The organism is Arthrobacter sp. E70, from assembly GCF_058266945.1.
In genome coordinates, this window is record NZ_JBYQFR010000003.1 from 321,423 (window position 1) to 333,957 (window position 12,535).

At 67.0% G+C, this 12,535-nt stretch carries 9 protein-coding genes and 2 tRNA genes; 9 read left to right on the forward strand and 2 right to left on the reverse strand.

What is annotated here, in order from left to right; genetic code table 11:
- Positions 1 to 101: 101 nt before the first annotated feature.
- A complete protein-coding gene (locus AC3IMC_RS05330) occupies positions 102 to 1,214 on the forward strand; it encodes a branched-chain amino acid aminotransferase (RefSeq protein ID WP_490917359.1) in 1,113 nt (370 codons plus the stop codon).
- An 84-nt stretch (positions 1,215 to 1,298) separates the two neighbouring features.
- Here AC3IMC_RS05330 and AC3IMC_RS05335 read toward each other — a convergent pair whose 3' ends face one another.
- Positions 1,299 to 2,738: an LGFP repeat-containing protein gene (locus tag AC3IMC_RS05335; protein WP_490917360.1), complete on the reverse strand. Its 1,440-nt coding sequence runs from the start codon at positions 2,736 to 2,738 to the stop codon at positions 1,299 to 1,301.
- Positions 2,739 to 2,889: 151 nt separating this feature from the next.
- Between AC3IMC_RS05335 and AC3IMC_RS05340 the strand changes: the two genes are divergently transcribed.
- The 4 genes from AC3IMC_RS05340 to AC3IMC_RS05355 are packed head-to-tail and all read left to right on the forward strand — an operon-like array spanning position 2,890 to position 6,808.
- Positions 2,890 to 3,708: an MBL fold metallo-hydrolase gene (locus AC3IMC_RS05340; protein ID WP_490917361.1), complete on the forward strand. Its 819-nt coding sequence runs from the start codon at positions 2,890 to 2,892 to the stop codon at positions 3,706 to 3,708.
- Positions 3,709 to 3,724: 16 nt separating this feature from the next.
- Positions 3,725 to 4,501: a fumarylacetoacetate hydrolase family protein gene (locus tag AC3IMC_RS05345; protein WP_454484282.1), complete on the forward strand. Its 777-nt coding sequence runs from the start codon at positions 3,725 to 3,727 to the stop codon at positions 4,499 to 4,501.
- Between the two features lie 55 nt (positions 4,502 to 4,556).
- The gene (gene gltX / locus AC3IMC_RS05350) at positions 4,557 to 6,071 is read left to right on the forward strand and encodes a glutamate--tRNA ligase (RefSeq protein ID WP_490917362.1); all 1,515 of its coding nucleotides are present in this window, start codon (positions 4,557 to 4,559) and stop codon (positions 6,069 to 6,071) included.
- Complete coding sequence (locus AC3IMC_RS05355; RefSeq protein ID WP_490917363.1) at positions 6,071 to 6,808, forward strand: HAD family hydrolase; 738 nt, start codon at positions 6,071 to 6,073, stop codon at positions 6,806 to 6,808. The genes gltX and AC3IMC_RS05355 overlap by 1 nt, the downstream gene beginning before the upstream one ends.
- Before the next feature lie 2 nt (positions 6,809 to 6,810).
- Here AC3IMC_RS05355 and AC3IMC_RS05360 read toward each other — a convergent pair whose 3' ends face one another.
- Positions 6,811 to 8,376: a hypothetical protein gene (locus AC3IMC_RS05360; protein ID WP_490917364.1), complete on the reverse strand. Its 1,566-nt coding sequence runs from the start codon at positions 8,374 to 8,376 to the stop codon at positions 6,811 to 6,813.
- Positions 8,377 to 8,677: 301 nt separating this feature from the next.
- On the opposite strand from AC3IMC_RS05360, the gene AC3IMC_RS05365 reads away from it, so the two are divergent.
- From AC3IMC_RS05365 to AC3IMC_RS05380, 4 genes are all read left to right on the forward strand, one after another.
- Positions 8,678 to 8,749, forward strand: a tRNA-Gln gene (locus AC3IMC_RS05365).
- A 127-nt stretch (positions 8,750 to 8,876) separates the two neighbouring features.
- A tRNA-Glu gene (locus AC3IMC_RS05370) sits at positions 8,877 to 8,952 on the forward strand.
- 188 nt (positions 8,953 to 9,140) lie between these two features.
- Positions 9,141 to 10,916 carry a dynamin family protein gene (locus AC3IMC_RS05375; protein ID WP_490917365.1) on the forward strand — a complete coding sequence of 592 codons (1,776 nt, stop codon included), beginning with the start codon at positions 9,141 to 9,143 and terminating at the stop codon, positions 10,914 to 10,916.
- On the forward strand, positions 10,913 to 12,523 hold the full coding sequence (locus tag AC3IMC_RS05380) for a GTPase (RefSeq protein ID WP_490917366.1): 1,611 nt from the start codon (positions 10,913 to 10,915) through the stop codon (positions 12,521 to 12,523). The genes AC3IMC_RS05375 and AC3IMC_RS05380 overlap by 4 nt, the downstream gene beginning before the upstream one ends.
- Positions 12,524 to 12,535: the final 12 nt, after the last annotated feature.

Here is a 12,535-nt window from a genome sequence, read left to right on the forward strand (position 1 = left end):
GGCAGGCTGCCGCCGGCTTCGGGCGTAAGCTTGTCTCGAATCACCAAATGCCGCCTTGTTGTTCAGCGCTGAACCCCCGGGCGGCCGATCGTGGAGGAACCATGACTCAGACCGCCCATGGCGTCGAATTCACCCGGCAGCCCTCGGCAAACCCGAAGTCTGCTGAAGAGCGTGCAGCCATCCTGGCAAACCCGGGATTCGGCAACTACTTCACCGACCACACCGCCGTCGTCGACTACAGCGTGGACGCGGACGGCAACGGCGGCTGGCACGATGCCCGGATCGAGCCCTACGGTCCGATCGTCCTCGACCCCTCCGCAGCCGTCTTCCACTACGGCCAGGAAATCTTCGAAGGGCTCAAGGCCTACCGCCACGCGGACGGCTCCGTCTGGACCTTCCGCCCCGAAGCCAACGCCGCGCGCCTGAACAAGTCCGCACGCCGGCTGGCGCTTCCCGAGCTGCCGGCCGAATACTTCCTCACCGCCATCCGCGAACTGGTGGCGGTTGACAAGGAATGGGTCCCCACCGGCGACGGCGAAGCCCTGTACCTGCGGCCCTTCATGATCGCCACCGAAGCCTTCCTCGGCGTCCGGGCCGCCCGCGAGGTGTCCTTCCGGGTGATCGCCTCCCCCGCCGGCAACTACTTTGGCGGCGAGCTCAAGCCCGTCTCCATCTGGATCTCCCGCCAGTACGCCCGCGCCGGACGCGGCGGCACCGGCGATGCCAAGTGCGGGGGCAACTACGCAGCCTCCCTGATCGCGCAGCAGGAGGCGGAGGCCAACGGCTGCAAGCAGGTCCTGTTCCTGGACCACTTCAACGACGACGCCGTGGAAGAACTGGGCGGCATGAACGTGTTCTTCGTCATGAAGGACGGTTCGCTGGTTACGCCGGCGCTCACCGGCACCATCCTCGAAGGCGTCACCCGGATGTCCGTGATCCAGGTCGCCAAGGATATGGGCCGCGAGGTGGCCGAGCGCAAGATCACCCTCGACGAGTGGCGCGACGGCGTTGCCTCCGGCGAGATCACCGAAGTGTTCGCCTGCGGTACCGCAGCAGTGATCACCCCGATCGGCGTGCTGAAGGACGCCACCGAGTTCATCGGTTCCGAGGACGCCAAGGCAGGGGAGACCACCATGGCCATCCGCGAAAAGCTCCTTGGCATCCAGACCGGTGCCGAAGCGGACACCCACGGCTGGCTGACCCGCCTGGCGTAGTCCAACCTTTAAAAAACGACGGCGCCTGCCGGACTTGGTCCGGCAGGCGCCGTTTGGCTGTCCCTTCGACAGGGGATGGGCCGGTTACGGCGCATAGCCTCCTTCGGTGCCGAGACCGGTGCCCCAGACCAGCTGGCCTCTTTGGAAGTACTGGGCGCACCCGGTACCGTCCAGCCGACAATACTCGGGGCTTACGGGGTACCCCAAGTAGCCGTTTTCTGCTCCGGCCATCCTCCACCTGGTTTCCATCCCGCCGCGGATGGGCCAAGCCCCGAGTCCGGGAGCCCAGTACATCCTGCCGAGGGCGAACTGCTGAAAGCATCCGCCGGACTGGAGCCCACAATTCTCCTGCGATGTGGTGGGCGCGCCCAAATAGGTGAGGTAGCGTTCGAACTTCGCCCCGATCGCACCGGCCGTCAGTTGGGTACCCGCGCCCGGACTCCATACCAGGTACGCGCCGCTTTGGAATCGCTGGTAGCAAAGGCCCAAGTGACAGAATTCAAGGCGGATCGGGTATCCCAGAGCGCCCCGCTCCGCCCCCGACGACGACCAGGCAGTCAGGATGCCACCACCAATAGTTGAGGGGCCCACCACAGGGGCCCAGTACGCCCGGCCGGCTTCCAGATGCTGTACGCAGCCACCGCCGGCGAGCCCGCATTGTTCCTCGGACGTGGGCCAGCCAAGCCCGGCTCCGCCGTTGGAGCGGTAGAAGGCGTCGATTGCCCCCGTCATGGTGAATGTCCCAAGCGTTGGTGAGGCAAAGACTTTGCCGCGTTCGAAAGCCTGGGTACATCCGCGTTCAGAACATCCGGGGGTGCTGTACGGCCCGCCCAGTGATGATGCATGCGCTGTGTAATAGGTGTAGATATCGCCATATGTGACGGCAGGCTGTTCATTGCCGCGCGTGTAGGTGAGGCCGCGCTCGAACGTCTGGGTGCAGATGGAGCCAGAGGAACACGTGGGGTCAGCCAAGGGCCAGCCAAGCTGGGCCGCGTAAGAGTTGTTAGTCCAGTAATACCCGGGCACGATGATGGCAGGACCGGCGTTCTGGAGATAAATGGTGCCAGTGTGGAATGTCTGCCGGCAGTTGAGGGCTGCATCGCATTCCATGGGCCGAACAGGCGAACCGACCTTTTCACCGAACAGGCCCCCGAGGGTATTCCATTTCAGGTAAATGGCACCGGAAACCATGATCGGCTGCTGGAATTCAGCAACAACGTAGAGCCCGCCATTGGTGAACGTTTGCCAGCACGGGTAACTGCCTGTCCGGCATTCGACGTTTCCCGCCGGTTCTCCGAGCACATCGCGATTCGCCTGGTAGGCCTTTGCGATTGCCGTCTCCGAGTATTGGAGCGGTGTGGGAGCGGGAGGTGCGGTGGCTGCCACGGCGCTGCCAGCACCCGCCACGAAGATCAGCAGTGCGCACGCGAAAGCAGAGAGAAAGCCCCGCCCCCGGAGCGGAAAGGATGTCCTGCCCCATGGCAGGGATAATTTACCAATTGTTCTTTTCACGAAGCCCCCCAAAAAAGCAGGGGATACCCCCTGCGTTTACTAAACGCTAAATGGTCTCATGCCGTACAGGCCCGTCCCTCATTCGCATCTATTTCCCGGAAGGCGGGTCTTCGCCCTTTACGCCTTTGAAATGTATTCCGGGCATTGATGCAAGGATGGGGGAGTGACTCCAGCCTCCGGTCCCGTCCTGCAGCGCAGCTCTGCCCTGACGCAGTTCATCCTGGCACCCAACCCGGGGCCGATGAGCCTGGACGGCACCAACTCCTATCTGTTGTGTGCCCCCGGCCACGCAACCGTGGTGGTCGTCGATCCGGGTCCGCACGACGAAAACCACCTGCGCGCACTCGTCCAGGCCGGCGCCGTCGAACTCATTTTGGTGACCCACCGCCACGCGGACCACACGGCAGGGGCTGCCCGCCTGCACGAACTCACCGGTGCGCCGGTGCGGGCAGCGGACCCGGCCCACTGCCACGGCAGGGGAACGCCGCTGCTTCCGGACGAGACCGTTCACGCAGCCGGCCTGGACATCGTGGTGCTGGCCACTCCGGGCCATACCTCCGACTCCGTTTGCTTCCACCTGCCAGGCGACGGGGCTCACGGTTCGGTCCTGACGGGGGACACCGTCCTGGGGCGCGGCACCACCATGCTGGACCACCCGGACGGCACCCTGGGCGACTACCTCGCAACCCTTGACCGGCTGGAGGAAATCGGGCCGGCCACCGTCCTGCCGGCCCATGGCCCGGTGCTGCCCTCTCTGGAGTCCGTCGTCCAGGGCTACCGCCGGCACCGGGAGGAACGCCTGGCGCAGATCCGCGCGGCGCTGGGACGGCTCGGCCGGGACGCGTCCGTGGCTGAGGTCGCCGACGACGTCTATGCCGACGTCGACCGCTCGGTCCGGCGTGCTGCCGAAATGTCCGTCGCCGCGCAGCTTTCCTACCTGCGCGGCCCGGGCGCTGCCGGCGCCGGGCGGCCACAGGCGTAACGGTAGGGTAGGAGCCATGCGTATTGCCCGATTTGTTGTCGATTCCGATCCCCTCTACGGCGTGGTGGATGGTGAGCCCGGCAGTGAGGAGATCACTGTCATCCATGGCGACCCCTTCTTCAACGGCGTGGAGCGCACCTCCGTCCGCCACAAGCTCGAGGACGTCCGGCTGCTGGCCCCGATCATCCCCCGCAGCAAGGTCATCGGCGTCGGCCGGAACTTCGTGGAGCACGCCCATGAACTGGGCAACGAAGTCCCTGCCTCGCCGCTGCTGTTCCTGAAGCCGAACACCGCCGTCGTAGGTCCGAACGATCCTGTGGTGCTCCCGGACTTCTCCGAAGAGGTCTCCTTCGAAGCCGAACTCTGCGTGGTGATCGGCCGGATCTGCAAGGACGTGCCGGAAGACCGCGTGGACGACGTCATCTTCGGCTACACCTGCGGCAACGACCTCACGGCCCGCGATGTCCAGAAGACCGACCTGCAGTGGACCCGCGCCAAGGGCTTCGACACCTCCGCCCCGCTGGGCCCCTGGATCGAGACCGACCTCGACACCGAAGACCTCCAGATCACGGGCCGCCTGAACGGTGAGGTGCGCCAGGATGGAAGCACCAGCCAGATGATCCGTGGCGTCCGGGAACTGGTGTCCGTGGTGTCGCAGGCGTTCACCCTCCTGCCCGGCGACGTGATCATGACCGGCACCCCGGCCGGCGTTGGCCTGGTCAAGGAAGGCGACCGCTTCGAAGTGGAGATCGAAGGCATCGGGCGGCTTTCCAACCCGATCGTTCGCCGCTGATCCCACCTGCAGGGCAAAGAACCGGGCCCGGCCAGGCGGTAAAGTTGAAGCCACTATGACTATCGCTTCCTCGTCGCCTGCCGCATCAATCCCGCCTGTCACCGCCGAGACCCCGGTCCGGGTCCGGTTCTGCCCTTCGCCCACCGGCACCCCGCACGTCGGCCTCATCCGGACGGCCCTGTTCAACTGGGCCTACGCCCGGCACACCAAGGGCACCCTGGTCTTCCGGATCGAGGACACGGACTCGGCACGCGACAGCGAGGAAAGCTATCACCAGCTGCTGGATGCGCTGAAGTGGCTCGGCATCGACTGGGACGAGGGCGTCGAGGTGGGCGGCCCGCACGAACCCTACCGGCAGTCACAGCGCAGCGACATCTACCAGGACGTCATTAAGCGGCTGCACGACGGCGGGTTCATCTACGAATCCTTCTCCACGCCCGAGGAAATCGAGGCGCGCCACCGTGCGGCGGGCCGGGACCCGAAGCTAGGCTACGACGGCTTCGACCGCCACCTGACCGACGAGCAGCTGGCGCAGTACAAGGCTGAGGGCCGCCAGGCCGTCCTCCGCCTGCGCATGCCCGACGAGGACATCACGTTCACCGATCTGGTCCGCGGCGACATCACCTTCAAGGCCGGATCCGTGCCGGACTTCGCCGTGGTGCGGGCCAACGGCGCGCCCCTGTACACCCTGGTGAACCCGGTCGATGACGCGCTCATGGGCATCACGCACGTCCTCCGCGGCGAGGACCTGCTCAGCTCCACCCCGCGGCAGATCGCCCTGTACCGCGCGCTGTACGCCATCGGCGTGGCAGAGTACATGCCGGAGTTCGGCCACCTGCCCTACGTGATGGGACAGGGCAACAAGAAGCTCTCCAAGCGGGACCCCGAGTCCAGCCTCTTCCTGCACCGTGAGCGCGGCTTCATTCCGGAGGGCCTCCTGAACTACCTGTCCCTGCTGGGCTGGTCCCTCAGCGCGGACGAGGACATCTTCACGGTCGAGCAGCTCGTTGAGCACTTCGATATCCACGACGTCCTGGCCAACCCGGCACGCTTCGACCTGAAGAAGGCCGAGGCCATCAACGGCACCCATGTACGGATGCTCGCCCCTGGGGTGTTCCGGGACCGCGTGGTGCACTACCTTCGCGAAGCGGGGCTGGTGGGGGAGATCCTGACCGACCGCGAAGAGGACATCGTCACCGAAGCCGCGCCCCTGATCCAGGAGCGCATCACCCTGCTGGGCGAGGCGCCGGACATGCTGGCGTTCCTGTTCAAGGCGGACGATGCCATCGACATTGCCGACGACGCCCGCAAGGGACTGCCCGCCAATCTCACCGAGGTGCTGGACGCCGCCCTTGCCGCGCTGGACGCCGTGGAGGACTGGACGGCGGAGAACATCCAGACCGCATTGAAGCAGGCGCTCGTGGAGGACATGGGCATCAAGCCGCGTCTGGCGTTCGGGCCAGTGCGCACGGCTGTTTCCGGCCGGCGCATTTCCCCGCCGCTGTTCGAATCGATGGTGATCCTGGGCAAGGACTCATCCCTGCGCAGGCTCCAGGCGTTCCGCGGCTGATGGAGGCTCCCAGCAAGGCGCGCGCCGGTGTCCTCGAAACTCCTTTCGGGACGGTCCGGGGCGTCCTCTTCGACATCGATGACACCCTGGTGGACCTCGAATATTCGATGACCACAGCGTTGCGCGAGGTCAGCGAACACCTCCTTCCCGGCCTGGACCAGGCCGGGTGGGAGCGGTTCGGGCGGATCTTCACGCACGAGACCACGCATTACTACGACCGGTACCTGGCGGGTGAGCTGACCTTCAACGAACAGCGCCTGCTCCGGGGCCGCGCTGCGCTGGGGCACTTCGGGGTGGAACTGGCCGAGGGGGAGGAATCGCACCGCTGGCTCTCGGCGTACGTGGAGAAGCAGCCGTCCTATGTGAAGCCGTTTCCGGATGTACTTCCCCTGCTGGACGTCCTGGACCAGGCCGGCATCCCCTACGGGGCGGTCAGCAACAATGTCCATGACTACCAGCGCGCCAAGCTGGACGGCGCCGGGCTGGAACGGGTCACCCATCTGGTGGGAACCGATACCCTCGGCGTGGCAAAGCCTGATCCGGCCATGTACCTCGAAGGCGTCAGGCTTCTGGGTACCGCGCCCGGGGAAACCCTCTACATTGGCGACAACCGGCTGCTGGATGCGGAAGGTTCCACAGCGGCAGGCCTGCTGGGTGTGTGGCTCAACCGGTCGGGTGAGGTCGTGGAAGGCTTCGAGGGCGGCATGGTCGCTTCCCTGGAACAGCTGCTGCAATAGGGTCAGCCCGCCGCGCTGGACCGCAGTGAGCGCCGGCGAAGGACCACGTAGGCGGCCACGGCGGCGGCCACCAGAAGTGCCACCAGCGGCAGCGCGACGGCGGGATCGTTGAGCCACGATGACGGCGAAACGGCCGCCACCTTCGTGTGCAGCTCCTGGGTCCCGGCCGCGATCCTGGAGTTGCCGTCGGCCAGCTTGCCGGCGCCTTCGGCGAGTTTGCCTGACCCGTCGTCGAGTTTGCCGTTGCCCTCGGCGAGCTGTCCGGTTCCGCTAGCCAGTTGGGCGGAGCCGGACTGCAGCTGCCCCGTTCCCTGGCTTAGCTTGACGGTGCCGTCGGAGAGCGCCTGGGTTCCGGCGAGCAGGCCGGGGTTTGCGGGGTCGCCGTCGCCGTTGATGCCGGCGCTCAGCTTACTGGTGCCGTCCTGCAGGTTGTTCGCGGCGTAGATCAGGCCTGGACGATCCGGGTCGCCAGGCACACCATCCATTCCCACCCGAATTTTGGCAGTGCCTTCCGCCAACATGGACGTTCCCAGCACCACCCCGGGGTTTTGCGGGTCAGTCGCATTGAGCTTCTCCGCAAGCGTGGCGAAGCCTGCCTTGAGCCGGCCTGCGCCGTCGTCCAACTGGCCGGCTCCCGCGTTCAACTTGTCCGTTCCGGCCTTCAGTTGCGCGGCGCCGTCGTTCACCTTTGCCGCTCCCGCATCGAGCTGCCCGGCCCCTGCATAGGCCCTCCGGCCGCCGTCAGCCAGTTTGGCGATCTGGTCCTTGATCACTGCAAGCGGCACCAGGCCCTGGGGGCCGTTCGCTGCCGCCTCAAGCTGGTCCAGTCCCTGGCTGAGTGCGGCGAGCCCTTCACCCGTGGCGGGATCGTTGCCTGCACCCGGGTAACCCTTGAGCTGGGCGGTTCCGTTCTTCAGCGCCGCGGTTCCGGCGTTGAGGCTGCCGGCGCCGGCATCCAGTTGTCCCGCTCCGGCCGCGAGCTGACCCGTACCTGCAGCCAACTGGCCCGCACCGTCGGCAAGATTGTTCGGCGCGTTGCCTGCCGCCGTCGGCGTCAGGGCAGCCGAGAGAGCGACTGCACCTGCCTGGAGCTTCTTTGCGCCGTCGTCCACCTGGTAAACACCGGGAACGAGCTTATTCAGGACATCATTTTGCAGCTTGGTGGTACCGGCGTGCAGCTTGTCCACGCCCGGTGCAAGTTGGTCGCGGACCCCCGAGAAGATCCTGTCGGCGCCCGACTCCAGGGCCGCGGCACCGGTATTCAGTTCCGTACTGCCGTCCTTGACCTTGCCCGCACCGTCCTTCACCTGCGCGGCGCCCTTGTTCGCTGCACCGGCGCCCGTGGCCAGCTGTCCCGAACCCTCCTTGAGTTGGGCTGCTCCCGCTGCTGCCTGTTCGGCCCCCTCCGTAAGCCGGGCTGCGCCGTTGGAGATCTGGCCTGTGAGGTAGGTGTAGAAGGCAAGGAACAGAACCAATAGCAGGGACAGGACGATGATCGCAACGGACTGGGAGCGGAACTTTGGTTTTTCGGAGGCAATGGTTGCTGTGCGGGTTGTCAACGCTGACACTTCCTAACTCTCCGCCGGACGACGCTGCCCGGCGGTGTGGACCGTGGTTGGTAAGGCGTTCCCGTTCCTCGTGGGTGCCCGGATGGCTGGGCGGGGAGGGTTGTTACCGATGGGTAACTTACTCGAGAGTAACCACATGATTGGAAGGTCGGCAAGGGGTCCGGGAGATTGCGTCTGTGGGCCGCGTCCCGCTCGCGGGAAGCTCGATTTGTGCGAGCCGAAAGTCTCGGGTAAAGTAATTTCTCGTGCTGAGGCGCACGGAGCAGGGAAAAAGCCCTGAAAACCGGCCCGAAAGTGCCATTGGGATATGGTGTAATTGGCAACACTACGGTTTCTGGTACCGTCATTCTAGGTTCGAGTCCTGGTATCCCAGCTCTGGATTGCAGGCTGTTTGAGCCCGCAAATCGGAAGGTTTCCAGCCGGTTCGCCGATTTGAAACCAAAGCAAAGTGTGTGAAATACTCACTGAGCTTGAACAGCGGAAACGCTGAAAAAGTACGCGGCCCCATCGTATAGCGGCCTAGTACGCCGCCCTCTCACGGCGGTAACGCGGGTTCGAATCCCGCTGGGGTCACCACCGAAATGGTCCCGGGCAAACGCCCGGGGCCATTTTGCTTTTGCCGGCAGTAGATCATGAGCGTTCCCCCTTTAGCGGACAGAACCCCTTATCCTCTCGCGGAGAATTGACCTTCTGTGGGGGATGCCCTGCGGGCGACGACGCGCCGGGTCAGTCTCCAGGCGGGCCTGAACTGGCATGATGTTGGTGTGACCTCCCAGAACGAGCACGCAGGCGCCGCACGGCAGGAAGCACGCACTGCAGAGGCGGTGGCGCTGCTGGAGGACATCCGGGCGGGCCTGGCCGGCGCCACGTTGCCGCTGGCGCTGCCGGGCGCTGAACAGGCCCGCCGCGAAGCTGCCGCAGCAGCAGCGCAGCTCGACGACTACATTCTTCCGCGCTACCGCAGTCTGGACGCCCCGCTGCTCGCCGTCGTCGGAGGTTCCACGGGTGCCGGGAAATCAACCCTGGTGAACGCCCTCGTGGGGCATCCGGTCACCCGCGCAGGCGCCATCCGCCCCACCACCCGCCAGCCCATCCTGCTGCACCACCCGGACGAAGCCGGCTGGTTCGAAGGTCAGCGCGTCCTGCCCGGGCTCAGCCGCGTGCGGGGGGCCCTCGCCGGCGGCGACGTCACGGCAGGAGGGGGGACACGCGGGGCAGACCCGGACTCCGCGTCGTCCTTGGTCCTGCTGGCCGACGCCGCGGTGCCCGCCGGCATCGCACTGCTGGACGCACCTGACGTCGACTCCATTTCCGACCACAACCGGCTGCTCGCCGGACAGCTGCTGGCCGCCGCCGACCTGTGGGTGTTTGTCACCACCGCCAACCGCTACGCGGACGCTGTCCCGTGGGCGCTCCTCCTGGATGCCGCTGCGCGGGACATTACCGTTGCCGTGGTGCTGGACCGGGTGCCGCCCGGCGCGGAGGCCGAGGTGAGCCAGGATCTTCGGGCCCTCCTGGACCGGGAAGGGCTCGGCGGGAGCCGGCTGTTCATCATTCCGGAGATGGCGCTGGATCCGCAGGGCATGCTGCCGTCGGGTGCTGTGGCCGAGCTGGGGGAGTGGCTCGGCCGGCTGGCCGCCGATGCGGCGGGTCGCTCCGCCGTGGCACGCCGTACACTGAACGGGGCTGTCCGCACGCTGGCCGCCCACCTCGAAAGGCTTGGGGTGGCTGTGCAGGAGCAGGAGCACGCAGCGGCGCGACTCGAAGCGGACGCTGCCGCTGCTTACGAGGATGCGGCCGGCCGCATCCTGGACGCAACCCGCGACGGCGCCCTGCTCCGCGGCGAGGTGCTGGCGCGCTGGCAGGACTTTGTGGGCACCGGCGAGTTCTTCCGGACCCTCGAACAGAACGTGGGCCGCTTCCGTGACCGGCTGGGGGCTTTCTTCCGCGGCGAGCCGGCACCGGCGGTGAAGGTTGAGGCCGCCATCGAAACCGGGCTGCAGGCGGTGATCCTCGACGAGGCCGCCAATGCTGCAGAGGATACCGACCAGCGGTGGCGCTCCGACCCCGCGGGCCGGCAGCTGCTGGGGACGGATGACCTGTCCGGAACGTCTGCGGGCTTCGCCGGGCGGGCGGCAGCGGAAATCCGTGCCTGGCAGGAAGGGCTGATGGAGCTGATCCGCACCGAAGGCCAGGGGCGCCGGACCCAGGCACGCTGGCTGTCGTTCGGGATCAACGGACTGGGGGCCGCGCTGATGATCGTGGTGTTCTCCATGACGGCAGGCCTGACCGGCCTGGAGATCGGGGTGGCCGGTGGTACCGCCGTCGTGGGCCAGCGGCTGCTCGAAGCTGTGTTCGGCGAAGACGCCGTCCGGCGGATGGCAGAGAAAGCGCGCACGGACCTGGCCGGACGCTGCCGCCGGCTGCTGCAGGAGGAACAGCAGAAGTTCCTCGAACGCCTGCCGGAGGTGAATCCGGCCGCAGCGCAGACGCTCACGGCGCAGTCCCATGCCCTGGCCCGGCTGGCGGAGAACGCATGAGCCGGCACGGTGGAACCAGGAAGCAATCCCGGCTGGACGGCCAGCTGCAGGCGCTCCAGGACGCCTGCACCCTCGGGGAGGGAATCCTCCCCGACGAGCCGCTGCAGGAAGCCCTCCGCGTCCTGGAACGGGCCCGCTCCCGCCGCTCACTGTCCGCGGATCACACCGTGGTGGGGTTCTTCGGGGCAACGGGAAGCGGCAAGTCCTCCCTTTTCAACGCCGTCAGCGGGGCGGAAATTGCGACGGCGGCGGCCCGCCGGCCGACGACGTCGGAGCCGTTGGCGGGGGTTTGGGGAGCACCGGGCAGTGACGCCCTGCTCGACTGGCTGGAGGTGGGCCACCGGCACCACGCGGCGCCCGTGAAGGGCTTTGCCGACGAGGAAACCGGCCTGATCCTTTTGGACCTGCCCGACTTCGACTCCACCCGTGCAGCCAACCGTGAAATCGTGCGGCGGATGGTGGGCATGGTGGACGTCCTCGTGTGGGTGCTCGATCCCCAGAAGTATGCAGACGCGGCGGTCCACAACGGCTTCCTGGCGCCTCACGCCTCCCACGGCGCCGTCACCCTTGTAGTCCTGAACCAGGTGGACCGCCTGCCGGAGCGCGACGTGGAGCCCGTGCTCGATTCCCTGCGGGGGATCCTGGCGGGGGAAGGCCTGGGCAAGGTGCGCTTGCTCGCTTCGTCTGCCGTCACCGGAGCAGGCGTAGCCGGGGTGCGTGACGCCATCCGGAAGGTGGCCCTGGAGCGCCAGGCCCAGTCACGGCGGCTGGAAGCCGACGTAACCCGTGCAGCCGGCGGACTCCACAACGCTTCTGGGGATGGCGAAGCCGCAGGCGTGCGTTCCCCGGCAAAAGCCCGGCTGGCCGAGGAACTCGCCGTGGCAGCAAACGTTCCTGCCGTGGTGCAGGCCGTGTCACAGTCCTACCGGCTCGAGTCGGTGCGCCGGACGGGTTGGCCGGTTACCCGCTGGCTCTCCCGGTTCCGGCCGGACCCCTTGAGGCGCCTCAACCTCCGCAGCAACGCGCCGGCGGGCCTCAACCGGACCTCGCTGCCGCCGGCCGGGGCGCCGGAGCGGGCCCGGACCGACGCAGCCGTCAGGGAGTTCGCCGATGCCGCCAGTGCCGGGGCTCCCGGCCCCTGGCGGGCAGCCATCAGGGGTGCCGCCAGGGAAGGCAGGGACCGGTTGCCGGATGCCCTCGACCAGGCCATTGCCGGTGCGGACCTCGGCGCCAACCGGAGGGCGTGGTGGTGGGGCGTCTTCAATGTGGTGCAGTGGCTGGCGCTGCTGACGGTATTGGGCGGCCTGGGCTGGCTTGGCGTGCTGGCCGCGCTGGGCTATTTCCAGATGCCCGTCCCGGAGGTGCCACGGGTGGAGGGCTGGCCCGTGCCCACCCTGATGATCGCTTTTGGCGTTGCGTTAGGGATCTTCCTCGCCATGACAGGCCGCTTCATCGCAGCCGGTGCTGCCAGGGCGCGCGCCGCACGGGCACGGAGGCGGCTTAACGCTGCCGTTGCCGCCGTGGCGCAGGAGCTGGTGGTTGAACCGGTGGAAGTGGAGATCGCGCGGCTCTCTGCGTTCAATGCGGCGCTGAAGACGGCGGCGTAGGCGGCCCGGTCA